We start from the raw sequence: 24,670 nt of genomic DNA, 5'->3' as shown, positions 1-24,670 counted from the left end.
CGTCCGGCCGACGTGCGGACCGCAGGCCACCAGGGCCTGCCTGGGGGAGGGACCAGTCATGAGAGTCAGCGTTTTCGGGCTCGGCTACGTGGGCTGCGTATCAGCCGCGTGCCTGGCCAGCATGGGCCACGAGGTCATCGGGGTGGACGTCAACCAGGTGAAGGTCGACCTGGTCAACGACGGCAAGGCTCCGGTGGTGGAGGAACGTATCGGCGAACTCCTCGCCGAGGTCGTGCGGACGGGGGCCCTGCGCGCCACCGGCGACGTCCGCGAGGCGATCATGAACAGCGACGTGTCGCTGGTCTGCGTGGGCACGCCCTCGGAGCCCAACGGCAGCCTGTGCACGACGTTCCTGGAGCGGGTCACCGAGCAGATCGGTGCCGCGCTGGCCGAGCGGGGCGGGTGGCAGACCGTCGTCTTCCGCAGCACCATGCTCCCGGGCACCTGCCTGAACCTGCTGGTGCCGATCCTGGAGAAGAACACCGGCGGCACCGCCGGGGTCGACTTCGGGGTCGCGGTCAACCCGGAGTTCCTGCGCGAGGGCACGAGCGTGCGGGACTTCTTCGACCCGCCCAAGACCGTCGTCGGCGAACTCGACCCGGCCAGCGGCGACGCGGTACTGGCGCTGTACGAGGGCCTGCCCGGCGAGGTGTTCCGGGTGCCGGTGCCGACGGCCGAGGCGATCAAGTACGCGGACAACGCGTTCCACGGCCTCAAGATCGGCTTCGCCAACGAACTGGGCGCGGTCTGCCAGGCGCTCGGGGTGGACTCGCACCAGGTGATGGACGTGTTCCTGGCCGACCGCAAGCTGAACATCAGCCCCGCCTACCTGCGCCCCGGCTTCGCCTTCGGCGGCTCCTGCCTGCCCAAGGACCTGCGCAGCCTGGTCCACGCGGCCCGGCGGGCCGACGTCTCGGTACCCATCCTCGCCCACGTGCTGACCTCCAACTCCGATCACCTGCAGCGCGCGGTGGACCTGGTCGAACGCACCGGGAAACGCCGGGTGGGGATGTTCGGGCTGTCCTTCAAACCCGGCACCGACGACCTGCGCGAGAGCCCGCTCGTCGAGCTGGCGGAGCGGCTCTTCGGCAAGGGCTACGACATCAAGATCTACGACGCCAACGTGAGCCTCTCCCGGCTGATCGGCGCGAACCGCGAGTACATCGAGACCCGGCTGCCGCACCTCGCGCAGCTGCTCGCGGACTCCGTCGAGGAGGTGCTCGACCACGCCGAGGTGTGTCTGGTCGGGACCAGGGAGCCCGCCGTGACGGCGGCGCTGCCGCACGGCGAAGGACCCGTGATCGTCGACCTCGTCCGCCTTCCCGACGCCGAGACGCGCCGGACCGAACCGGGGTACGTGGGCCTTGCCTGGTGACGTTACGGGCGGCGCCGGCTCCGGCCGGCGCGCGCTGATCCTCGTGGAGAACCTGTCGGTGCCGTTCGACCGCCGGGTGTGGCAGGAGTGCACGACGCTGCGCGACGCGGGCTGGACGGTGCACGTCATCTGTCCGCAGGGCACCAAGCGCGACACCGAGCCGGAGGCGGTGATCGACGGGGTGTCGATCCACCGCTACCCGCTGCGCGCCGCCACCGGGGGCCCGGCCGGCTACCTGAAGGAGTACGGGTCGGCGCTCTGGCACACGGCGCGGCTGGCCCGCAAGGTCGGCCCGGTCGACGTCGTCCACGCCTGCAACCCGCCCGACCTGCTGTTCCTGCCCGCGCTGTGGCTCAAGAGGCGCGGCGCGCGGTTCGTCTTCGACCAGCACGACCTGGTACCCGAGCTGTACCTCTCCCGGTTCGACCGCGGCAAGGACCTGCTCTACCGCGCCGTCTGCGCGCTGGAACGGTGGACCTACCGGGCCGCGGACATCGTCCTCGCCACCAACGAGAGCTACCGCGACGTCGCGATCCGCCGCGGCGGCCGGCGCCCCGAGGACGTCTTCGTGGTGCGCAGCGCACCCGCCGTCGAGCGGTTCCAGCCGGTGCCGCCCGAGCCGGAGCTGAAGCGCGGCAAGCCTCATCTGCTCTGCTACCTCGGCGTCATGGGCCCCCAGGACGGCGTGGACTACGCCCTGCGGGCCCTCGCGAAGCTCCGCGACGACCTCGGCCGGACCGACTGGCACGCGGTGTTCGTCGGCTCCGGCGACGCCTACGACGCGATGGTGGAGCTGTCCCGGCGGCTCGGGCTCGACGACCAGGTGCAGTTCACCGGACGCATCCCGGACGCCGACCTGGTGCGCTACCTCTCCACCGCGGACGTCTGCCTGTCGCCCGACCCGTGCAACCCGCTCAACGACGTGTCGACCATGAACAAGGTCCTGGAGTACATGGCGATGGGCCGGCCGATCGTCTCGTTCGACCTGAAGGAAGCCCGCGTCTCCGCCGGGGAGGCCGCCGTCTACGCGGCCGCCGACGACGAGACCGAGTTCGCCGCGCTCGTCGCGAAGCTCCTCGACGACCCGGACCAGCGGGCCCGGATGGGCAGGATCGGCCAGGAGCGGGTCAGCGGGCCGCTCTCCTGGCGCAACTCGCAAGCGTCGCTGCTTGCTGCCTACACCGCCGCCTGCCGTGACCACACTCCGGTGCCGGCGGCCGATCGGGTTCGAACAAGAAAGAAGAGGCAGCGCAGTTGAGCGAGGAATCGATACGTCTGGTCACCATCGGGCGGATATTCCGCCGGCGCTGGCGGTTTCTCGCCGTCATCGCCGCCGTGGGCGCGCTCGTCGGCTACGGCGCCTCGGTGGTGTTCCCGCCGCGGTACACGACCTCGGCGTCGGTGCTGCTGCCGGGACAGTGGGAAGAGCGCGAGCTGCTGACCCAGGTGGACATCGCGACCAGTTCGACGGTGGTCGACCGCGCGGCCGCCGCACTGAACTGGCGGGACGTCAGCGCCGCCGAACTGCGGGGCCGGGTGACCGCCTCGGCCGCCGACGGGAACATCATCAAGATCTCCGGCACGGCCGACACCCCCCGGCGCGCGCAGCAGCTCTCCGACCAGGTGGCCGCGCAGTTCGTCAAGTTCGCCGCGCGGGTCGCCGGCGGCGGCACCGACTCCGCGGCGGCCACCGAGGCCGAGGCGCTGCGCAAGCAGGTCGAGGAGACCAACCGCCGTATCACCGAACTGGCCGACGCGTCCGATCCCGGGCAGACCGTCGAGGGGGTGCAGGCCCGGACCGAGCTGGAGAAGCTGAGCACCTCGCTGGAGGAGGCCATGACCAAGCTGGACGAGGCCGACCCGGCGTCCAACAAGGCCGGGATGGTCGTCATGGGCCCGGCGGCCCGGCCGACCGGCGAGGCGCCTCCGACGCGCGTGCAGTTCATCGGCGCGGGAGCGCTGCTGTTCTTCCTGTTCGCGGTCGTCGGCCACCTCGCCGCCGCCCGGACGAACCGCCGGCTGCGCACCGAACCGGAGCTCACCGCGGCGCTGGGCGCGGCACTCCTCGGCACCGTGGAGGTGCCCGAGTCAGGCCGCGGCGCGCACCGGCCGGAGAAGGGCGCCCGGCGCGGCTGGATCCACCGCCTCCTCGGCACCGGCACCCGGTGGGACCTGCCGACCCCGCCAAGGTCCGACGACGAGGCTGCCCGACGGATCCGCTATCGCCGGGTCTGCTCCCGCCTCCGGGAGCAACTGCCCGCCCCCAGGCGGCTGCTGGTGGTCGTACCGGACGGCGACGGCCTCGCCCGCAGCGCCGCCGGACGGCTCGCCGCCGAGGCCAAGAGCGATCCGCAGCTGCGGATCGTGGAGGTCTCGGTGGACCGGCCGATCGTGCCGGACCGCGACACCGAGTCCGGCGCGCTCGTCGTCCTGAGCGCCGGCAACTGGACCGCGGAGGAACTCGCCGGCATCGCCGAGGCATGCGCGGACGGCCGGCACGAGGTCCTCGGCATCGTCGTCGCCGACCCCGTCCGCGCCCGTGAGACCCGGCCAGCCGGCCTGCCTCCGGACGACGCCACTCTCGCACTCGCGGTTCGCGGCCAGGCCACAGGAGGTTCAGCGTGACGACCAGCACGACCGCGGAGTCGTCGGCCGCCACTCCGCTTCTCGACCTGCAGGCCCTGGTGGTGGCGGTGCGCAGGCGCCGCCGCCTCTGGTACGCCACGGCGCTCCTCGGCCTGGTCGCGGGCTCCGGCCTGGCGGTCGCCCTGCCGCCGGCGCCGACCGCGGTGACCGAGGTGCTGGTCGCGCACGAAGCGGACCAGCCGAACGACACCGGAACACTGATCCGCACCGACGTCCAGCTGCTGCAGACCACGCAGATCGCCGACAAGGCCCTGCGGTCCCTCAGGTCCACGGCGAAACCCGAGGACTTCCTGAAGGACTACCGGGGCACCGGCCTGACCAACAACCTGCTGCAGATCACCGTGACCGGCGACACCGACGCCCAGGCGGTGGCGCGCGCCAAGGCGCTGGCCGACGCGTTCGTCGCGGACCACGTGCAGCGGATGCTGAGGACCGCGCAGGCCGAGTCCCAGGCCCTGATCGACCAGCGCGACCGCATGCGCGACGAACTCGCCCAGGTCAACAAGGAGATCGGCAACCAGTCGGCGGGCAGCGACCCGAAGGCGTCGGCGACCCTCGAGTCGCTCTTCGCCCGCCGCGCCGAACTCAACTCGCGCATCTCCGACTTCGACGAGCGCGCCGCGGACGCGCGGACCGGCGCACCCCAGGTCGTCGCCGGCACGCAGATCGTGGACACCCCGCGCGCGCTGCATCACTCCCTGCCCAAGGCCGCCGCCACCGACGGCGCGATCGGCCTCGTCCTCGGGCTCTTCCTCGGACTCGCGGGGGCCGCGGTCGGCACGGTGGTGGCGGACCGCCCCGTGCTGCGCCGGGACATCGCGGCGAACCTGGGCGCCTCGGTCGTCGCGGAACTGCCCCGCCGGCCGGGCAGGCCCTGGCAGCGCCGCCGGACCCGGCTGGCCCGCGAACGGCTCACCGCCTCCCTGGCCCGCGCCCTGCGCGGCTCCACGGAACCTGTGTCGCTGCTGGAACTGGGCTGCGCGCGTGCGACGGGCGTGATCGCCCTGGACCTCGCCAGGAACCTGGCGGCGGAGGGGCCGGTGACCGTCGTCGACGCACTGCCCCGCCAGCAGCTGGCCGGCCGCCACCAAAGGCCCGGCGACCCGACCGTGGTCGGCGCCGAGCACGCCGCGACCGTGGCTCCCCAGGAGCGCACCATCGGCGTCGGCTCGGTGGCGCCGGGCACGGCGTGGACCGACCTGCAGTACCTCGGCGCCCAGACCGTGCTCGTGGTACGGGCCGGACACGCCGGCGCCGCCTGGCTGCACACCGTGGCCCGGCAGCTCGCGGACCAGCGCATCCCGGTGATCGGCGTGGTGCTGATCGACCCAGATCCGCGGGACCGGACCGACGGCACCCTGTGGGACGGGCTGCAGACCGCGCTGCGCGGCCGGAGCGAGCGCCCGGCTCCGCAGTCGGGGACCGGCCGGCGGCGGGCGGAGCGGCAGCCGGTGTGGGCCGTCCGCGGCCCGGACAACGACCAGGAGGCGCGGTAGCACATGTGCGGCATCGCAGGTACCTACCGCTGGCCGGACGGAAAGATCGTCACCGACCGGCTCACCGACACCCTCGCCCACCGCGGCCCGGACGGGTCGGGCCGCTACAGCCACCTCGTGGGCGACGGCGAGGTCCACCTCGGGCACCGCAGGCTCGCCATCATCGACCTGTCCGACACCGGCGCCCAGCCGATGGCCTCGGACGGCCTCGTCCTGACGTACAACGGCGAGCTCTACAACGCGCCGGAACTCCGGGCCGAGCTGGAAGCCGGCGGAGTGCGCTTCCGCGGCACCTCCGACACCGAGGTGCTCCTCGAAGCATGGCGGCGCTGGGGCACGGACTGCCTGCCCCGGCTGCGCGGCATGTTCGCCTTCGGGATCTTCGACGAGCGCACCGGCGACCTGGTGCTCGCCCGCGACCAGCTCGGCATCAAGCCGCTGTTCCTGCTCCGGCGCGGCGGCGGCCTGGTGTTCGCCTCCGAGCTCAAGGCGCTCTCCGTCGCCACCGGCAGGACGCTGCAGGTGGACGACGCGGCGCTGGTGGCCTCGCTCCTGTACTACTGGGTGCCGGACTCGCGGTGCGCGTTCCGCGAGGCCGAGAAGCTGCAGCCGGGGAGCTGGCTGCGGTGCCGGCCCGACGGCCGGGTGGAGCGCGGCCGGTTCTGGAACCTGAAGGACGTCGCGGCCGAGGGCCGGGCGCGGGCCCTGGCCGGCGAGCGGCCGGACCTGGCCGCGATCGTCGAGGAGTCGACCCGGCGCCATCTGCTCTCCGACGTCCCCGTGGCGACCTTCCTCTCCGGCGGCCTCGACTCCAGCTACCTGACCGCGCTGGCGGCCCGTCACCAGCCGGGGATCTCCGCCTACACGATCGGGTTCCGCGCCGAGGACGCCAGGTTCGAGGCGATGCCGGACGACCTGCGCTACGCCCGGCAGGTGGCCGAGAGGTTCGGCGTCGACCTGCACGAGATCGAGATCGCGCCGGACGTGCTCGACCTGCTGCCCCGGATGACCTACCACCTGGACGAGCCGATCGGCGACCCCGCCGCGATCAACACCTACCTGATCTGCAGGGCCGCACGCGAGGCCGGGGTGAAGGTGATGCTCTCGGGAATGGGCGCGGACGAACTGTTCGCCGGCTACCGCAAGCACCTGGCCAACCTGATCGCGCTGCGCTACCAGCGGGTCCCGCGGCCGCTGCGGCGCGGGGTGTCCGCGGCCGTGGACCGGCTGCCGGTCGCGACGAGCCGCCGCGGGTACCGGTCGGTGCGCTTCGCCAAGCGGTTCCTCTCCTTCGCCGACCTGCCGGAGGAGACCGCCTTCCGGCGCAGCTACACCATGTACGACCGGGACGAGCTGCTCGCCCTCCTCGATCCCGACCTGGCCGGGACGGTCGAGGACGTGCTGACCGAGCACGCGGACGTCTACGCGGACAACGACCTCGACGACTTCGTCAACCGCATGTGCCTCACCGACGCCCGGATGTTCCTGCCGGGCCTGAACCTCACGTACACCGACCGCTCCAGCATGGCCGCCTCCACCGAGGTGCGCGTGCCGTACGTGGACGTCGAGGTGGTCAAGGCCGCGTTCACCGTGCCCGGCGACCGCAAGATCGTCGGACGGCAGGGCAAGGCCGTCCTCAAGGAGGCGGCCACCTCCGTGCTGCCCCGGGAGATCGTGTACCGGCCCAAGGGCCTGTTCAGCGCCCCGCTGCGGGCCTGGATGAGCCGGGACCTGGCACCGCTGGTGCGCGAGGTGGTCGACGACGGCGAACTCGTCCGCTCGGGGTTCCTGCGCCGGGAGGCACTGCAGCGGCTGGTCGCCGAGGACGCCGCCGGGCAGCGGGACAACTCGAAACATCTGTGGCACGTACTGACCCTCGAGTACTGGTATCGCGACGCGACCTCCGGGTCCGGCCAGCGCACTCGGCTGACGGCTTAGGAATCAGGGGACTTCGGTGAAACAGGTCGTACAGAACTACAAGAGCGGCGAGCTGGCGGTGCTCGACGTTCCGGTCCCGGGATGCAAGCCGGGCGGGGTGCTGGTCCGCAGCGCCTACTCGCTGATCTCCACCGGCACCGAGCTCATGAAGGTCTCCGAGGCCGGCATGTCGATGCTCGGCAAGGCCCGCTCCCGCCCCGACCAGGTGGCCAAGGTCATGCAGAGCGTGGCCACCAACGGACTGCCCGCCACCTACCGCAAGGTGATGGGCAAGCTGGACTCCTACACGCCGCTCGGCTACTCGCTGTGCGGGGTGGTCGAGCAGGTCGGCGCCGGCGTCGACGACGTGAAGGCCGGCGACCTGGTGGCCTGCGCCGGCAACGAGCACGCGCTGCACGCCGAGCTGAACTGGGTGCCGAAGAACCTCTACACCCCGGTGCCCGACGGCCTCGCGCCGCGCCATGCCGCCTTCGGCACCGTCGGGTCGATCGCGATGCAGGGCGTCCGCCAGGGCGAGCCGCGGCTCGGCGAGGTGGCCCTGGTCATCGGCCTCGGCCTGATCGGCCAGCTGGTGGCACAGCTCCTCACCGCCTCCGGGGTCCGCGTCGTCGGCGCCGACCCCGACCCGGCACGCTGCGAACTCGCCGAGCGGCTGGGCGCCGTGGCCTGCGGCGACCCCGCGTCCGCGGCCCTGGAGGCCGCCGTCGCCGAACTCACCGACGGGCACGGCGTGGACCAGGTGTACCTGGCCGCCGGCGGTGGCAGCAACCAGCCCGTCGAGCTGGCCGCCAGGCTCTGCCGGGACCGCGGCCGGGTCGTCGACATCGGCAAGTGCCGCCTGGACCTGCCGTGGAACGCGTACTACGAGAAGGAGCTCGACGTCCGGTTCTCACGGTCGTACGGCCCCGGGCGCTACGACCCGGAGTACGAACTGGAGGGGCGCGACTACCCGATCGGCTACGTGCGCTGGACCGAGCGCCGCAACCTCGCGTGCTTCCTCGACCTCGTCGCCCGCGGCCGGGTCGACGTGGAGCCGCTGGTCTCCCACGTCGCCGACTTCGAGGACGCGGTCGAGACGTACCGGCGCCTGAAGGACGGCGAGTTGAAGGCCGTGGCCGTGCTGTTCCGCTACCCCGGACAGCCGGACGAGGCGCCGGAGGGGGAGACGGCCCAGGCGCCGTCGGTGGCCGTGCCCGCGGTGCGCCGCAGCGGGACCGCACCCGCCCCGGCCCGGTCCGCCACCTCACCGGTGCGCCTCGCGTTCGTCGGCGCGGGGAACTACGCGACGTCGATGCTGCTGCCGCACCTGGCCCGGCGCGAGGGCGTCGAGCTGTCGACGGTCGTCACCACGACGGCGCTCTCCGCGGCCAACGCACAGCGCAAGTTCGGCTTCGCCGAGGCGACCACCGACCTCGACGCCGTGCTCGGCGACAAGTCGATCGACGCGGTGTTCGTGGTCACCCGGCACAGCTCGCACGCCGAGCTCACCCGCCAGGCGCTGCTGGCCGGCAAGACGGTGTTCGTGGAAAAGCCCCTGGCCCTCACCGAGGACGAACTGGCAGGCGTGCTCGCGGCGGTGGAGGAGTCCGGCAACGACCGCGTCCAGGTGGGCTTCAACCGCCGGTTCGCACCGCTGCTGACGGAGGCCAAGCGGCGCTTCGGTGCCCGGACCGGTCCGGCGAGCCTGCGCTACCTGGTCAACGCGGGCCGGTTGCAGCAGGGCAGTTGGTATCTCCGTCAGGGCACCGAGGGCTCCCGGTTCGAGGGCGAGGGCGGCCACTTCGTCGACACGGCGAGCTGGCTGCTCGACGCCGACCCGGTCTCGGTCTACGCCGTCGCCCCGTCCGGCAACGAGGACCTGCAGGTCGTACTCCGCTACCCGGACGGCTCCACCGCCACCATCAGCTACGTCACCACCGGCGCGCCGGGCTTCCCCAAGGAGAGCCTGGACCTTCTCGCCGACGGCAAGGTGCTCAAGCTCGACGACTTCGTGCGTGCCTCGGTGTACGGCCGCAGCCGCTGGCAGAGTTCGCGGCTGCCCAGGGCCCGGGACAAGGGGCAGAACGCCGAACTGGCCGCGTTCGTCAAGGCCGTGCGGACCGGCGGGCCGATGCCGGTGCCGCTGGAGTCGCTGGTCGCGACCACGGCGGCCACCCTCGCCGTGCGCAGCGCCCTGGCCTCCGGCGCGCCCGTGGAGTTGGAGCGGGCCCGATGAGCATGAGCGCGGGCTGGTACCTGCGACGGCTGTCCCGGATGGGGCCGGGGGAGGTCGCGGGCCGGGTGGGCGACACGGTGCGCAGACGGCGGTGGCGGTCCGTACGGCCGGACTGCCCGGCCGTGACCGGCGCCCGGTTCACCGCGGTCCTGCCCGCGGGGACGCTCGCCGAGGTGTCACCGGACGCCGCCAAGCGCCTCGTCGCGGAGGCCGACCGGCTGATGTCCGGGCACGCCGAGTTCTTCGGGGTGGTCCGCGACGACCTCACCGACCCCGACTGGTGGTACGACCCGAAGACCGGGCGCCGGGCTCCCTGGGGCTACGCCTTCGACGTGCCGTACCGCGACGAGGACGCGGTCGGGGACATCAAGCAGATCTGGGAGCCGTCGCGGCACCAGTACCTCACCGTGCTCGCCGCGGCCTACGCGGTCACCGGGAACGAGCGGTATGCCGAGCGCGTGGCCGAGCACCTGCGGTCCTGGTGGACGGTCAACCCCCCGTTGCACGGCGTGCACTGGGTCAGCGGCATCGAGCTGGGCATCCGGCTGCTGTCCTGGGTGTGGATCCGCCGGCTGCTCGACGACTGGCCGGGCGCGGCCGGGCTGTTCGAGGAGAACCCGGTGGCGCTGAACCAGATCTGGCACCACCAGCGCTGGCTGGCCGCCTTCCCCAGCCGGGGGTCCTCGGCGAACAACCACGTCGTCGCCGAGGCCGCCGGGCAGTTCGCCGCGGCCTGCGCGTTCGGCTGGTTCCCCGCCTCGGCGCGTTGGCGGGCCGACGCGCTGCGGTCGCTGGAGCGGCACCTGCGGAGCAACACCTTCGTCTCCGGCCTCAACCGCGAGCTGGCCACCGAGTACCACGGACTCGTCCTGGAGCTCGGCCTGGCCGCGGTGGCCGAGGCGGACGCCGCGGGCGTGCCGGTCCCCGCCTCCGTCCGGCTGGTGCTGCTGCGGATGACCGACGCTCTCGCGGCCGTCGTGGACAACCGGCTGCGGCCGCCGCGCCAGGGCGACGCGGACGACGGGCACGGCCTGGTCGTGGACGGCGCGGGCACCGACCGCTGGGCCTCGCTCCTCGCCACCGGCGACGCCGTGTTCGGCCGGCTCGGCTGGTGGCCCGAGGTGACCGGCACCGACGTCCGCACCCCGCTGCTGGCCGCGCTCGTCAAGCCCACCGAACCGTCGGTGGACCGTCCGGCGGACCGGCCCGCGCACTTCGCCGACGCGGGCATGACGATCCTGCGCGGTCCGGGAGAGATCTGGTGCCGCTGCGACGGCGGTCCGCACGGCTTCCTGTCCATCGCCGCGCACGCCCACGCGGACGCGCTGTCCGTGGAGGTCCGGCACGACGGCGTCGACGTGCTCGCCGACCCGGGGACGTACTGCTACCACGGGCAGCCGGCATGGCGGCAGTACTTCCGCTCGACCCTCGGCCACAACACGCTGCAGCTGGACGGCGCCGACCAGTCCGTCTCCGGCGGCCCCTTCCTGTGGACCCGGCAGGCCCGCACTCGCGTGCTGGCCGTGGACACCTCCGGCGAGGGAGCGGCCGACTGGTGTGCCGAGCATGACGGCTACCAGGGCTCCGTGCACCGCCGCCGGGTGGAGCTGACGGCCGCGCGCCAGGAGCTGAAGCTCGTCGACGAGGTGCGCGGCCCGCACCGGACCGTGCGGCTGGCGTTCCACCTCGGCCCGGAGATCGCCGCGGACCTGGTCGGGAACCGGGCGGTGCTCACCTGGATCCGGGACGGCGAGGGGCGTTCCGCGGTGGTCGACCTGCCCGGGGAGCTGACCTGGCGGGCACACCGCGGCGAGACCGGCCCACCGCTGGGCTGGTACTCCGCGGGCTTCGGGCGCAAGGAACCCACCACGACGCTGATCGGCACCGGCACCAGCCCCGCCGGCGGCGCGGGCGGGTTCACCACCGTGCTCAGGTTCGGCGGCTAGGGGGCACGTGGTGATCAAGAGGCGGCACTGGGCGCCGACGGTGGCACCGCTGGCGCTGGCGCTGGCCCTGCTGCTGACGGCGACCGGCTGCGACAGCACGTCGGGCGCCGGGACGGCGGAGCCGACCGCCGCGCCGTCCACGGCCACGTCCGCGGCCCGCGCCGTGGCCCGGGTGTGCGCCAACCCCGCGGCCGGCCCGGCGAAGGCGCCGGCGGGCGCGGTCACGGTCGACCCCGCGGTCGTCGGGGACCTGACGGCGAAGACGAGGAACAGCCCGCCGCACACCACTTTCTGGCTCCGGCCGGGCAGGCACCGGCTCGACCCGGACCGCTACGCCCAGGTGATCCCCAAGACCGGGGACCGCTACCTCGGTGCGCCGGGCGCGGTGCTCGACGGCGGGAAGAAGAACCAGTACGCGTTCGCGGGCACCGCCCGCGACGTCACCATCCGCTACCTGACCGTGCAGCACTTCGTCGCGCCGCAGAACGAGGGCGTGGTCAACCACGACTCGGCCGACGGCTGGGTGATCGAGCACGCGACGATCCAGGACAACTCCGGGGCGGGGCTGATGGCCGGGGCCCGCCAGCAGGTCCGCGCCAGCTGCCTGCGCGACAACGGGCAGTACGGAATGAACGCGTACAAGGGCGGCGGCGGGATCCGCGGCCTGGTGGTCGAGGACAACGAGATCGTGGGCAACAACACCGACGACTGGGAACGGCGGCAGCAGGGCTGCGGCTGCACCGGAGGCATCAAGTTCTGGGCCGTCGACCGCGCGGACATCCGCGGCAACTGGGTGCACGGCAACCACGGGGCCGGGCTGTGGGCCGACACCGACAACAACGACTTCCTCATCGAGGACAACGTGCTCGACGCGAACGACGGTGCCGCGCTGATCTACGAGACCAGCTACAACGCGGTCATCAGGAACAACACGATCCGGCGGAACAACTGGGCCGACGGCCGCAGGTACGCCGACCGCGGGGACAACTTCCCCTACGCGGCCGTCTACCTGTCCGAGTCCGGCGGCGAACCACGGGTCCGGGCCCGCACCGCCAAGATCGACATCTACCGGAACGTGCTGGAGGACAACTGGTCCGGGATCACCCTGTGGGAGAACGCCGACCGGTTCTGCAACAGCCCGGCCAACACCTCGTCCGGTGACTGCACGCTGCTGGTGAAGAACACCCACCGCTGCACGCAGCCGGCCATCGACAAGGCGCCGCTCTACGCCGACTGCCGCTGGAAGACCCAGCGGGTGGACATCCACGGCAACCGTTTCGTGCTCGACAAGTCCGTGGTCCAGTGCACCGATATGTGCGACCGCATGGCGGTGCTGTCCAACTACGGAACCTATCCGGACTGGTCGCCCTACAAGGGCGAGAAGGTGGCCGAGGCGATCACTCTCAAACAGGACAACCACTGGCACGACAACGTCTACCTCGGACCGTGGCAGTTCGTCGTCCACGACCCGAGCCGGGTGCTCGACTTCGACGAGTGGCAGGGCACGGACTACCGGCAGGACGCGGACAGCACCCTCGACGCAGGGGCCGGTGGCTGAGATGGACACACGGACGGACACACAGACCGCCGCGGAACCGGCCACGGCCGGCACCCCGCGCATCGTCGGGGTCGTCTGGGGACTGCTGGTCCTCAACACGCTCGGCTCCGCCGGGGCCAAGACCATCGTCCCGCTGCCCCGCTCCCTCATCCAGATGGTCACCATGGGCGCCCTGGTCGCCGCGTTCGCGCTGGCGCTCGCGGTCAACCTCCGGCTGCGCATCCGGCCCAGCGCCTACCTGCTCCTGCTCAGCCTGCTGCTGGTGACGAGCGTGATCTCCAGCGCCCACCTGGAGTCGGGGTTCGGCGCGCTGTTCCGGTGCTTCCGGCTGGCTCTCTTCGTCGGCACCCTGTGGCTGCTCAGCCGCTGGTGGGACGGGAGCCTGACGTTCGTCCGGTACCACATCCGGGCGTACTTCGCGGTGCTCGGCTCGGTCGCCGCCGGTCTGGCCGTCTCACCGGGCGCGGCCCTGCCCGACCTCTACGGCGGCCGCCTGGTCGGCGCGCTGTGGCCGCTCACCCCGCCGCAGATCGGACAGTACGCGGCGGTGATCATCGGACTCACCGTACTGCTCCTCATGGGCCGCCGGACCGACCGGACGAGCGCGGCGGTGGTCATCGTGCCCTCCTTCGTGCTGCTCGCGCTGACCCACACCCGCACGGCCACGCTCGGCCTGCTCCTCGGGCTGGCCCTGGGGATCGGCTCGCTCATCCTGACCAGCGCGGCCGCCCGCCGCTTCTTCAGCTGGGCGGTGCTGGTCGGCGCGGTGGCCGCGGTCGGGTTCGCCGGCGCCCTGCAGACGTGGTTCCTGCGCGGGCAGACCAAGGAGAACTTCTCCAGCCTCACCGGCCGGGCCAAGGTGTGGGACGCCCTCCTCGCCGCGCCCCGGACGACCTCGGAGCAGCTCCTCGGCGTGGGCCTGGGCGACAAGTCGTTCGGCGGGCTGCCGATCGACAACAGCTGGCTGGCCGTCTACAACGAGCAGGGCCTGTTCGGCATCGGCCTCGTCGCGGTGATCATCGTCGTGCTGGGCGGGGTCGCGCTGCTGCGGCCGCCCTCGCTGCAGCGGGCCTGCGCGATCTTCCTGATCAGCTACTGCGCCATCGCCTCGTACACCGAGGCCGGTCTCGGCGACGCCTCGCCGTACCTGCTGCACCTGGCCCTGGCCGCCTCGCTGCTGGCGGCGCCCGCCGCGACGGCACCCCGCTCGACACCCGAACTCGCCGACCGGCCGGAGGTGACCTGAGCATGCACGTCCTCGTGGTGCACAACCGCTACGGCTCCGCACAGCCGAGCGGGGAGAACAAGGTCGTCGACCAGGAGGTGGAGCTGCTGCGCGCGGCCGGCCACCGGGTCGGGGTGTTCGAGCGGCGCAGCGACGACATCGCCGCCCGGTCCCTCCTCGGGAAGGTCGCGGTGCCGCTCCTGGTGCCGTGGAACCCGGGGGTGCGTTCGGAACTCGCCGCCCGGCTGCGCGACGAACGGCCGGACGTGGTGCACGTCCACAACGTCTTCCCGCTCCTGTCGCCCGCGGTCCTAGCCGCGTGCGCCGACGCCGGGGTGCCCGCCGTCGCCACGCTGCACAACTACACCCAGGTCTGCCCGCCCGGCACACTCCAGCGGGACGGCCGGCCGTGCGCCGAGTGCGTCGGCACCGCACCCGTGCCCGCCGTCCGGCACGGCTGCTACCGCGACTCCCGGCTAGCGACGGTGCCGCTGGCGGTCAGCCTGTCGGTCAACCGGCGCCGGTGGTGGACCGGTGTGGAGCGGTTCCTCTGCATCTCCGCGGCCCAGCGCGACGTCCTGGTGCGCTCCGGCATGCCGGCCGAGCGCCTGACGGTGAAGCACAACTTCGTGCCAGACCCCGGTAGTTGCCGCGAAGGCGAGGGAGAGCACCTGCTCTACCTCGGCCGGCTCGCGGAGGCCAAGGGCGTACGGCTGCTGATGGCCGCGTGGGACGAGATCGCGGCCGGCGGCGGGGTGGGCGTACCCCTCGTGATCGCCGGCACGGGGCCGCTGGAGCGAGAGGTGACCGCCTGGGCGGCGGGCCGGGACGACGTCCGCTACGCCGGCCTGCTGGACACGGCGGAGTGCCGCAAGGCAATCGCGCGGTCGGTCGCCGTGGTGGCTCCCTCGACGTGGCTGGAGGCGTTCGGCCTGGTGGTCGTGGAGGCGATGGCGGCCGGGGTGCCGACGGTCGCCGCCGGCCACGGCGCCTTCGTCGAACTCGTCGACGACGGGGTCACCGGGCTGCTGCACCGGCCCGGCGACGCGGGCTCGCTCGCGTCCCGCATACGCCGGATCGCGGCCGACCCGGACCGCAACCGGGAGCTGGGCCGGGCGGCCCGGCGCCGCTACGAGCAGGGATTCAGCCCGGCCGTCGGCCTGGAGCGCCTGCTGGAGGAGTACCGCACCGCGATCGCGGGGCGGTCGGCACAGGCTCGCGGCGGGGAGTCCCGCGCGAGCAGGGGGGATGGGGACAGCACATGACACGATGCCGACTCTGCGGCTCGGAAGCGATGGCGAGCGTCGTCGACCTGGGGGCGACGCCGCCGTGCGAGAGCTTCCTCGCCGCGGACCAACTGGACGATCCGGAGCCCGCGTACCCGCTGCACCTGCGGGTCTGCACCGACTGCTGGCTCGCGCAGATCCCGCCGCTGATCACGCCGGAGGAGACGTTCAAGGAGTACGCCTACTTCTCGTCGTACTCGACGTCCTGGGTGGAGCACGCGCGCACCTTCGTCGCCGGCGCCGCGGAGCGGCTGGCGCTCGGTCCCGGCGCCTTCGTGGTCGAGGTGGCGAGCAACGACGGGTACCTGCTCAAGCACGTGGTGGACCGGGGGATCCGCTGCCTCGGCATCGAGCCGTCGGTGAACGTCGGCGCCGCGGCACGCGAGGCGGGCGTGCCCACGCTGACCGAGTTCCTCTCCCCGGAGACCGGCGCCGCCGTCCGCGCCGAGCACGGTCCGGCGGACCTGGTCGTGGCCAACAACGTGTACGCGCACATCCCCGACGTGGTCGGCTTCACCCAGGGGCTGCGCGCCCTGGTCGCGGACGACGGCTGGGTCTCCGTCGAGGTGCAGCACCTGCTGACCCTGATCGAGGAGAACCAGTACGACACCATCTACCACGAGCACTTCCAGTACTACACCGTGGCTTCGGCCATCCGAGCCCTGGCCAGCGGCGGACTCGCCCTCGTGGACGTCGAGTTGCTGCCCACGCACGGCGGTTCCATCCGGCTGTGGGCCCGCCCCGCCGAGGCGGCCGGCGAGCCGACGCGGCGGGTGGCCGACGTCCTGGCCCGGGAGAAGGCCGCCGGGCTCCAGGAGCTGTCCGGGTACGCCGAGTTCTCCGCCCGGGTGGCCAAGGTGCGCCGGGACCTGCTGCGGTTCCTCATCGACGCGGCCGAGCGCGGCGAGACGGTCGTCGGCTACGGCGCCCCGGGCAAGGGCAACACCCTGCTCAACCACTGCGGCATCCGCCCCGACCTGCTCGCCTACACCGTCGACCGCAACCCCTACAAGCACGGCAGGTTCACCCCGGGCACCCGCATCCCGATCCTGGCGCCCGAGCAGATCGCCGCCGACAAGCCGGACTACGTCCTCGTCCTCCCGTGGAACCTGCGGGCCGAACTCGCCGAGCAGCTGTCCTTCGTCCACGAGTGGGGCGGCCGGCTCGTCTTTCCCATCCCGGAACTGAGCATCGTCGAGGCCGCGAAAGAGGTCACAGCATGAAGGTCGTCCTGTTCTGCGGCGGTTACGGGATGCGGATGCGCAACGGCACCTCCGACGACGTGCCCAAACCGATGGCGATGGTCGGCCCGAGACCGCTGATCTGGCACGTCATGCGCTACTACGCGTACTTCGGGCACAAGGAGTTCATCCTGTGCCTCGGGTACGGGGCCCACCACATCAAGAACTTCTTCCTCAACTACGAGGAGACCACGTCCAACGACTTCGTCCTGCGCGGCGGGAAGACCGAGCTGCTCTCCACCGACATCGCCGACTGGACGATCACGTTCGCGCAGACGGGCATCGAGTCGCCCATCGGGGAGCGGCTGCGCCGGGTACGGCACCACCTGGACGGCGACGAGATGTTCCTCGCCAACTACGCGGACGTGCTCACCGACGCCCCGCTGCCGGAGATGATCGACAAGTTCGCCGCGCGCGACGCCGGGGCGTCGATGATGGTGGTGCCGCCGCAGTCGTCGTTCCACTGCGTGGAGCTCGGCGAGGACGGCCTGGTGGGCGGCATCACCGCGGTGAGCGAACTGCCGCTGTGGGAGAACGGCGGCTACTTCGTGCTCCGCCAGGAGGTCTTCGACCACATACCGGAGAACGGGGACCTGGTCGCCGACGGCTGCTCCCAACTGGCCAAGCAGGGACGGCTGGTGGCCCACCAGCACCGCGGCTTCTGGAAGCCGACCGACACCGTGAAGGAACGGGCCGCGCTGGACGCCGCCTACGCCCGGGGCGACCGGCCGTGGGCCGTGTGGGAGCGGGACACCGCCGGGGTCGGAGCGTGATCCGGCTCGGGGCCGGCCCCCTGGACCGGATCGTCGCGGTGGGCGCGCACTGCGACGACATCGCCATCGGCGCCGGCGGCACACTGCTGACGCTGTGCCGGGCGAGGCCGGGCGTCCGGGTCGACGCGCTGGTCCTCACCGGCGGCGGCAGCGAGCGCGAGCAGGAGGAGCAGGCCGCGCTCGCCGCCTTCTGCCCGGGCGCCGACCTGCGGCTGACCGTGCACAAGCTGCCCGACGGCCGCTTCCCCGCGCACTGGGAGGAGGCCAAGTCCGCGGTCGAGGAACTGCGCGGGCAGACCGACCCGGACCTGGTGCTCGCGCCGCGCACCGACGACGCCCACCAGGACCACCGCGGCCTGGCCAGGCTGATGACGACCGCGTTCCGCGACCACCTCGTGCTCGGCTACGAGATCGTCAAGTGGGACGGCGACCTCGGCCGGCCGGCGGCCTACCAGCCGCTGGCGCCCGAGACCGCCGAGGAGAAGGTGCGGCTGCTGCAGGAGCACTACCCCTCGCAGCGGCACCGGCCCTGGTACGACCGGGAGGCCTTCCTCGGCCTCGCCCGGATCCGCGGCATCGAATGCCACGCGCGCTACGCCGAGGCGTTCGCCGTCACCAAACTCACGCTCAACCTGGGGGGTTGAACAACCTTGCGCGTACTACTGACCGGACACCAGGGCTACCTGGGCACCGTGATGGCCCCGGTCCTCAAGGCCGCCGGGCACGACGTCGTCGGCCTCGACTCCGGCCTGTTCGCCGACTGCGTCCTCGGCCCGCGGCCCGAGGACCCGCCGGGGCACCGGGTGGACCTGCGCGACGTCACCGCCGAGCACGTGGCCGGGGTGGACGCCGTCATCCACCTGGCCGCGCTCTCCAACGACCCGCTCGGCTCCCTGGCACCGGAACTCACCTACGACATCAACCACCACGCGTCCGTGCACCTGGCCCGGCTGGCCCGCGAGGCCGGGGTGCGGCGCTTCCTGTACGCGTCGACGTGCTCGGTCTACGGCGCCGCCGGCGGCGACGACCTGGTGACCGAGGACGCCCCGCTGCGCCCGGTGACGCCGTACGCGGAGTCGAAGGTGCGGGTGGAGGACGACCTGCACGCACTGGCCGACGACGACTTCACCCCGGTGTTCATGCGCAACGCCACCGCCTTCGGCTTCTCGCCCCGGCTGCGGGCCGACATCGTGCTCAACAACCTGGTCGGGCACGCCCTGTTGTCCGGCGAGGTCCTGGTGCTCTCCGACGGCACCCCCTGGCGCCCACTGGTGCACGCCGCAGACATCGCGCGGGCCTTCACGGCCGCGCTCACCGCACCCCGCGAGGCGGTGCACGACCGGGCGTTCAACATCGGCAGCGAGGTCAACAACGTCACGGTCGCCGAGATCGCCGATCAGGTCGCCGAGGCGGTCACCGGCTCCAAGGTGGTGATCACCGGGGAGACGGGTGCCGACCCGCGGTCGTACCGGGTGGACTTCTCCCGGTTCCGCGCCGCGATCCCCGGCTTCGACTGCGAGTGGACGGTGAAGCGGGGCGCACTGGAACTCGCCGACGCCTACCGGAAGTTCGACCTCACCCGGGAGGACTTCGAGCAGCGCCACACCCGGCTCGCCGTACTGCGCGCGGCGTCCGACGCCGGCACCGTCGACGACACCCTCAGGTGGCGCCGGTGACCGACGTGAGCGAGGAGATGTACGCCCTGGTGGAGCGGATGTACCCGCTCTGCCGGAGCATCACCGGCGACGGTGTGCGCGCCACCCTGGACATCGTCGGGGAGTACATCCCGCTGCAGGTGCACGAGGTGCCGACCGGGACGCAGGTGCTCGACTGGACGGTGCCGCAGGAGTGGAACATCCGCGACGCCTACATCGCCGACGGCAGCGGCCGGCGGGTCGTCGACTTCGCCGCGTCCAGCCTGCACGTGCTCGGCTACAGCGTCCCGGTGTCGGCGACCATGCCCCTCGCCGAGCTGCGCCCGCACCTGCACACGCTGCCCGAGCACCCGTCGTGGGTGCCGTACCGCACCAGCTACTACAAGCCGGACTGGGGCTTCTGCCTGGCCCAGGAGACCCTGGACGCCCTGCCCGACGGCGACTACGAGGTCCGCATCGACTCCACGATCGCCGACGGCCACCTCACCTACGCCGAGTACGTGGTCCCCGGACAGGTACCCGACGAGGTCATCGTCTCCTGCCACGTCTGCCACCCGTCGCTGGCCAACGACAACCTGGCCGGCATCGCCGTGGCGACGTACCTGGCCCGCGCCCTCGCCGAGCAACCGACCCACTACACCTACCGGTTCCTGTTCGCGCCGGGCACCATCGGCGCGATCACCTGGCTGGCGCGCAACGCGGAGCGGGTCGACCGGGTCAAGCACGGCCTCGTGCTCGCCTGCGCCGGGGACCCGGGGCAGCTGACGTACAAGCAGAGCAGGCGCGGCGACGCGGAGATCGACCGGGTGCTCCAGCACGTCCTGACCGCGTCGGAACGCCCGCACCGCGTCACCGAGTTCACCCCTTACGGCTACGACGAGCGGCAGTTCTGCTCGCCCGGGTTCAACCTGGGCGTGGGATCGCTCACCCGGACCCCGTACGCCGGCTACCCCGAGTACCACACCTCGGCGGACAACCTGGACTTCGTCTCCCCGGCGGCGATGGCGGACACCCTCGCCGTCTGCCGCGAGGCGTTCGCCGTCCTCGACCGCAACCGGCGGTACGTGAACCTCAGCCCCTACGGCGAACCGCAGCTGGGCCGGCGCGGGCTGTACGACGCGCTCGGCGGCCGCAGCGACACCAAGCAGGCCCAGATGGCCATGCTCTGGGTGCTCAGCCTCTCCGACGGCGAGCACAGTCTGCTGGACGTCGCCGAGCGGTCCGGGCTGCCGTTCGACACCGTGGCCGCAGCAGCGGACGCCTTGCGCGGCGCCGACCTGGTCAAGGAATGACGCCCGTGACCAGCCAGGGGGAGAAGACGACAGCACCGGCCGGGTCCGCCAGACGGGCCCTGGTCGGGCGGCTGTCCTGGGGCCTTGCCGACCAGGCGGCCTCCAGCATCAGCAACTTCGCGGTGGGCCTCTACGTGGCCCGCTCGCTCGGCGTGACCGCGTTCGGCGTCTTCAGCCTGGCCTGGGTGACCTATGGCGTGGTCCTCAACGTCTCCCGGGGTCTGGCCACCGACCCGCTCACGGTCCGCTTCAGCGGGGTGCCGGAGGCGGCCTGGCGCGGGGCGGTGGCCCGGTCGACGGGCACCGCGCTCGGCGTCGGCTCGGCCCTCGGCGTGGTGTGCCTGGCGGCCGGGCTCGGCCTCGGCGGCCGGGTGGGGCCCGCGTTCGCCGCCCTCGGCGTCCTGCTGCCGGGGCTGCTGCTCCAGGACGCCTGGCGGTTCGCGTTCTTCGCCTTCGGCGAGGGGCGGAAGGCGTTCGTCAACGACGTCGTGTGGGGCGTCGCGCTCGTCCCCGCCATGGTGGTCGCGGCCCACGTGGACACCGTGGCCGCCTTCGTACTCGCCTGGGGCGCGTCCGCCACGGTGGCCGCCGGCTACGGCTACCTCCAGTCCGGCATCCGTCCCCGGACCGCCGAGGCCCGCGGCTGGCTGCGCGAGCAACGCGACCTCGGCTACCGCTACCTGGTCGAGAACGTCAGCCTCAGCGGCGCCAGCCAGGTGCGGGCGTACGGGCTCGGCGTGATCGTCGGTGTCGGCGCGGTGGGCGCGGTGCGCGGCGCGGAACTCCTGATGGGGCCGTTCCTCGCCGTCCTGATGGGGCTCTCGCTGGTCACCGTCCCGGAGGCGGCCCGGGTGCTGCGGCGGGCCCCGCACCAACTGGGCAGGTTCTGCCTGTTGTTGGGCGGGGGACAGGCCGCCGGGGCACTGCTGTGGGGGTCGGCGCTGCTGCTGATGCCGGACCGGCTCGGCGACCTGGCGCTCGGCGACGTCTGGCACTCCTCCTCGCACCTCCTCGTGCAGATCACCCTCAGCGTCGCGGGAGCGGGCCTCGGCACCGGCGCGGCGGCCGGACTGCGCGCGCTCGGCGCGGCCCGGCGCAGCCTGCGCTGCCAGTTGTTCGCCTCCGCCTGCTACGTCGGCGGCGGCCTCGGCGGCGCGGCCGTCGCCGGGACGTCCGGCTCGGCCTGGGGCGTCGCCGCCGCGACCCTCAGCGGCTCGGCCGTGTGGTGGCTGCAACTGCGGTCCGCCCTGCGCGAGCGGCACCGCAATCCCATCCCCGAAGTGAGGACCGCATGACCGACCGACCCAGGCTGAGCATCGGCCTGCCCGTGTACAACGGCGAGGAGTACCTGGCCGAGTCGTTCGACGCCCTGCTCGGCCAGACCTACGAGGACTTCGAACTGGTCGTCTCCGACAACGCCTCGACCGACGGGACCGAGGACATCTGCCGCAAGTACGCCGCGCAGGACTCCCGCATCCAGTACCACCGGCTGCCCCGCAACATCGGCGCCACCCCGAACCACAACCACGTGTTCGCCGAGTCCCGCGGCGAACTGTTCAAGTGGGCCTCGCACGACGACCTCTACGGCCGCGACCTGCTGCAACGCTGCGTCCAGGCGCTGGACGAGCGTCCCGACGTGATCCTCGCCCACACCGACCAGGCCGTCATCGACGGCGACGGCCAGGTGACCGTCCCCTACGAGTACACCCTCGCCACCGGCTCGCCGCACGCCCCGGAGCGCTTCCGCAGCCTGCTGTTCGAGCCGGGCGGCGACGACTTCTACGGGGTGATCCGCGCCGACGTGCTGCGCCGGGTGAAGCCGATGGACAGCTACCACCACGCGGACCGCACGTTCGTCGCCGAGATCACCCTGCACGGGCGCTTCCACCAGGTGCCGGAACTGCTGTACTTCCGCCGCGACCACCCCACCCGCGCCGAGCGGGCGAACCCGTCCAAGCGCTCCCGGTGCGTCAACCTGGACCCGCGCCGGGCGGGTCTGCTGCACCCGACGCCGCGGCTGCTCGCCGAGTACGTCTGGGGTTTCGCCTCGGCGGTCCGGCGGGCGCCGCTGTCGCCGGCCGACCGGCGGGAGTGCTACCGCCACCTGGCCGCCTGGATGACCAGCCGGGTCCGGCCGAACGCCGGCGAACGGGTCGAGGACCGCGCCCCGGTCGACCCGGCCCAGCTCACGGTCTCCGTCGACGCCCTCGTCGCCGGCCGCGAGGGGAGGAGGCAGGCATGAGGTCCGCGGACGGAACCCCGGTGCGCGTCGGGGTGTTCGGCCTGCTCGGCTCCGGCAACCTCGGCAACGACGGCTCGCTCGAAGCCGTCCTCGGCTACCTCCGCGCCGAACACCCGGACGCGGTCGTGGACGCGCTGTGCGGCGGACCCGAGGCCGTGACGGCCCGGTTCGGGATCCCTGCCACGCGCCTGCACTGGAACCGCGCGGAGTACCGGACCGCGTCCCGTGCGAACGCGATCGCCTCGAAGGGGCTCGGCAAGCTCGTGGACGTCTTCCGCACCGCCGCCTGGGTGCGCCGGCACGACGTGGTGATCGTGCCGGGCATGGGCGTCCTGGAGGCCACCCTGCCGCTGCGGCCCTGGGGCTTCCCGTACTCCCTGTTCCTGCTCTGCGCGAGCGGCCGGCTGGTCGGCACCCGGGTGGCGCTGGTCAGCGTCGGCGCCGCCGAGATCCGCAACCGGCCCACCCGGGCCCTGGTGCGCTGGTCGGCGCGGCTGGCCGCGTACCGGTCCTACCGGGACGGTCAGTCCCGGGACGCGATGCGGGCGATGGGCGTGGACACCAGCCGCGACGAGGTCTACCCCGACCTCGCGTTCTCCCTCCCGGCACCACGGGCGGGCACGCCCACCGGCACGCCGGGTCCCGTCTGCCTCGGCGTCATGGACTTCCACGGCGGCAACGACGACCGCGCCCGGGCCGAGGAGATCCACCGGCGCTATCTCGACGGGACGATCGGGTTCGTCCGCACGCTGGTCGACGAGGGCAGGCCCGTCCGGCTCCTCACCGGCGACCAGTGCGATCTGTCGGTGGTCGCCGCCGTCCTCGACGCGGTCGGCTCACCGCTGGTCACCGCCGCCGAACCGGCCTCCCTGGCCGACCTGATGAACGAGATGACGGCCGCCGACACCGTGGTGGCGGTCCGCTACCACAACCTGATCTGCGCGCTGAAGACCGGAACGCCCGTGCTCGCCCTCTGCTACGCGGCGAAGAGCGAAGCGCTCATGGAACGGATGGGCCTGGGCGCGTACTGTCACCCGGCCCGGGAGGTCGACGCCGACCGGCTCCTCGAACAGTTCCGGGACCTGGAGAAGCACACGGCGGAGCTACGGCAGACCCTCGCCGAGCGGAACCGGGTCGCCGCACGGCAACTCGCCCAGCAGTTCACCGCCTTGACCACGACCCTGTTCCCGGCGAACGACCACGCCCACCCCCCACGGAAGGCTTCATGAAAGCGACCGAAGTCCCGGAGATCGCCGGCGCGTTCCTCTTCGAGCCCACCCCGTACGCCGACGAACGCGGCTTCTTCTGCCGCACCTTCGACGCCGAGGTGGTCCGCTCGGTGGGCCTGGACCCGGACGCCTTCGTCCAGGACAGCGTGTCCCGCTCGGTCCGCGGCGTGCTGCGCGGCCTGCACCTGCGCTCCGGCGCCGGCGAGGCCAAACTGGTGCGGTGCTCGTACGGGCAGATCTTCGACGTCGTCGTGGACCTGCGGCCGGACTCGCCGACCTACCTGAACCGGGCCTTCTTCGAGCTGTCCGGCGAGACGCAGAAGACCGTGTACATCCCGGCGGGATGCGCGCACGGCTTCCAGGCTCTTACCGAATTCACGGATACCTCTTACCGTATTGACCGTCAGCACGATCCGTCCGAAGACGTGACGATCGCCTTCGACGACCCGGAGCTCGCCATTCCCTGGCCGCTGCCGGTCACGTCGATGTCCCAGCGGGACCGGGAGGCGCCGAGCCTCGCCGAGGTCCTGAAGCACCGAGAAAGATGAGGTCG

General features: G+C 72.6%; 19 protein-coding genes. All 19 read left to right on the top strand.

Annotated features, from left to right (window positions below; all coding sequences use genetic code 11):
- Positions 1–58: 58 nt before the first annotated feature.
- Genes BLW82_RS05380 through rfbC form a run of 19 tightly spaced genes read left to right on the top strand, consistent with a single transcriptional unit; the run spans position 59 to position 24,665 of the window.
- Positions 59–1,375: a nucleotide sugar dehydrogenase gene (locus BLW82_RS05380; protein ID WP_093497711.1), complete on the top strand. Its 1,317-nt coding sequence runs from the start codon at positions 59–61 to the stop codon at positions 1,373–1,375.
- On the top strand, positions 1,365–2,633 hold the full coding sequence (locus BLW82_RS05375) for a glycosyltransferase family 4 protein (RefSeq protein ID WP_093497710.1): 1,269 nt from the start codon (positions 1,365–1,367) through the stop codon (positions 2,631–2,633). The genes BLW82_RS05380 and BLW82_RS05375 overlap by 11 nt, the downstream gene beginning before the upstream one ends.
- A complete protein-coding gene (locus tag BLW82_RS05370; RefSeq protein WP_093497709.1) occupies positions 2,630–4,000 on the top strand; it encodes a Wzz/FepE/Etk N-terminal domain-containing protein in 1,371 nt (456 codons plus the stop codon). The genes BLW82_RS05375 and BLW82_RS05370 overlap by 4 nt, the downstream gene beginning before the upstream one ends.
- On the top strand, positions 3,997–5,517 hold the full coding sequence (locus tag BLW82_RS05365; protein WP_093497708.1) for a Wzz/FepE/Etk N-terminal domain-containing protein: 1,521 nt from the start codon (positions 3,997–3,999) through the stop codon (positions 5,515–5,517). The genes BLW82_RS05370 and BLW82_RS05365 overlap by 4 nt, the downstream gene beginning before the upstream one ends.
- Before the next feature lie 3 nt (positions 5,518–5,520).
- Positions 5,521–7,455: an asparagine synthase (glutamine-hydrolyzing) gene (gene asnB / locus BLW82_RS05360; protein ID WP_093497707.1), complete on the top strand. Its 1,935-nt coding sequence runs from the start codon at positions 5,521–5,523 to the stop codon at positions 7,453–7,455.
- Between the two features lie 16 nt (positions 7,456–7,471).
- Positions 7,472–9,670 (top strand): bi-domain-containing oxidoreductase, encoded by a 2,199-nt coding sequence (locus BLW82_RS05355; RefSeq protein WP_093497706.1) that lies wholly within the window; start codon positions 7,472–7,474, stop codon positions 9,668–9,670.
- Positions 9,667–11,616 (top strand): alginate lyase family protein, encoded by a 1,950-nt coding sequence (locus BLW82_RS05350; RefSeq protein WP_093497705.1) that lies wholly within the window; start codon positions 9,667–9,669, stop codon positions 11,614–11,616. Before BLW82_RS05355 ends, BLW82_RS05350 begins: the two co-directional genes overlap by 4 nt.
- A 7-nt stretch (positions 11,617–11,623) precedes the next feature.
- Entirely contained in the window at positions 11,624–13,174 is a 1,551-nt protein-coding gene (locus BLW82_RS05345; protein ID WP_093497704.1) for a right-handed parallel beta-helix repeat-containing protein, read from the top strand.
- A 1-nt stretch (position 13,175) separates the two neighbouring features.
- Positions 13,176–14,420: a hypothetical protein gene (locus BLW82_RS05340; RefSeq protein ID WP_093497703.1), complete on the top strand. Its 1,245-nt coding sequence runs from the start codon at positions 13,176–13,178 to the stop codon at positions 14,418–14,420.
- Positions 14,421–14,422: 2 nt separating this feature from the next.
- On the top strand, positions 14,423–15,664 hold the full coding sequence (locus BLW82_RS05335) for a glycosyltransferase (protein ID WP_093497702.1): 1,242 nt from the start codon (positions 14,423–14,425) through the stop codon (positions 15,662–15,664).
- Positions 15,661–16,908 carry a class I SAM-dependent methyltransferase gene (locus BLW82_RS05330; protein WP_093497701.1) on the top strand — a complete coding sequence of 416 codons (1,248 nt, stop codon included), beginning with the start codon at positions 15,661–15,663 and terminating at the stop codon, positions 16,906–16,908. Before BLW82_RS05335 ends, BLW82_RS05330 begins: the two co-directional genes overlap by 4 nt.
- On the top strand, positions 16,905–17,699 hold the full coding sequence (locus tag BLW82_RS05325; protein ID WP_093497700.1) for a sugar phosphate nucleotidyltransferase: 795 nt from the start codon (positions 16,905–16,907) through the stop codon (positions 17,697–17,699). The genes BLW82_RS05330 and BLW82_RS05325 overlap by 4 nt, the downstream gene beginning before the upstream one ends.
- Positions 17,696–18,343, top strand: coding sequence for a PIG-L deacetylase family protein (locus BLW82_RS05320; protein WP_093497699.1), 648 nt, complete (start codon positions 17,696–17,698; stop codon positions 18,341–18,343). Before BLW82_RS05325 ends, BLW82_RS05320 begins: the two co-directional genes overlap by 4 nt.
- Before the next feature lie 6 nt (positions 18,344–18,349).
- Complete coding sequence (locus BLW82_RS05315; RefSeq protein WP_093497698.1) at positions 18,350–19,375, top strand: NAD-dependent epimerase/dehydratase family protein; 1,026 nt, start codon at positions 18,350–18,352, stop codon at positions 19,373–19,375.
- Positions 19,363–20,646 (top strand): DUF4910 domain-containing protein, encoded by a 1,284-nt coding sequence (locus tag BLW82_RS05310; protein WP_093497697.1) that lies wholly within the window; start codon positions 19,363–19,365, stop codon positions 20,644–20,646. Before BLW82_RS05315 ends, BLW82_RS05310 begins: the two co-directional genes overlap by 13 nt.
- Positions 20,643–21,941: an MATE family efflux transporter gene (locus tag BLW82_RS05305; protein ID WP_093497696.1), complete on the top strand. Its 1,299-nt coding sequence runs from the start codon at positions 20,643–20,645 to the stop codon at positions 21,939–21,941. The genes BLW82_RS05310 and BLW82_RS05305 overlap by 4 nt, the downstream gene beginning before the upstream one ends.
- Entirely contained in the window at positions 21,938–22,888 is a 951-nt protein-coding gene (locus BLW82_RS05300) for a glycosyltransferase family 2 protein (protein WP_093497695.1), read from the top strand. Before BLW82_RS05305 ends, BLW82_RS05300 begins: the two co-directional genes overlap by 4 nt.
- The gene (locus BLW82_RS05295) at positions 22,885–24,117 is read left to right on the top strand and encodes a polysaccharide pyruvyl transferase family protein (protein ID WP_093497694.1); all 1,233 of its coding nucleotides are present in this window, start codon (positions 22,885–22,887) and stop codon (positions 24,115–24,117) included. Before BLW82_RS05300 ends, BLW82_RS05295 begins: the two co-directional genes overlap by 4 nt.
- Positions 24,114–24,665: a dTDP-4-dehydrorhamnose 3,5-epimerase gene (rfbC, locus tag BLW82_RS05290; RefSeq protein WP_093497693.1), complete on the top strand. Its 552-nt coding sequence runs from the start codon at positions 24,114–24,116 to the stop codon at positions 24,663–24,665. Before BLW82_RS05295 ends, rfbC begins: the two co-directional genes overlap by 4 nt.
- Positions 24,666–24,670 lie beyond the last annotated feature (5 nt).

It is taken from the genome of Streptomyces sp. Ag109_O5-10, from assembly GCF_900105755.1.
Lineage (GTDB): Bacteria > Actinomycetota > Actinomycetes > Streptomycetales > Streptomycetaceae > Streptomyces.
This window is presented reverse-complemented; position numbering and strand designations above follow the sequence as displayed.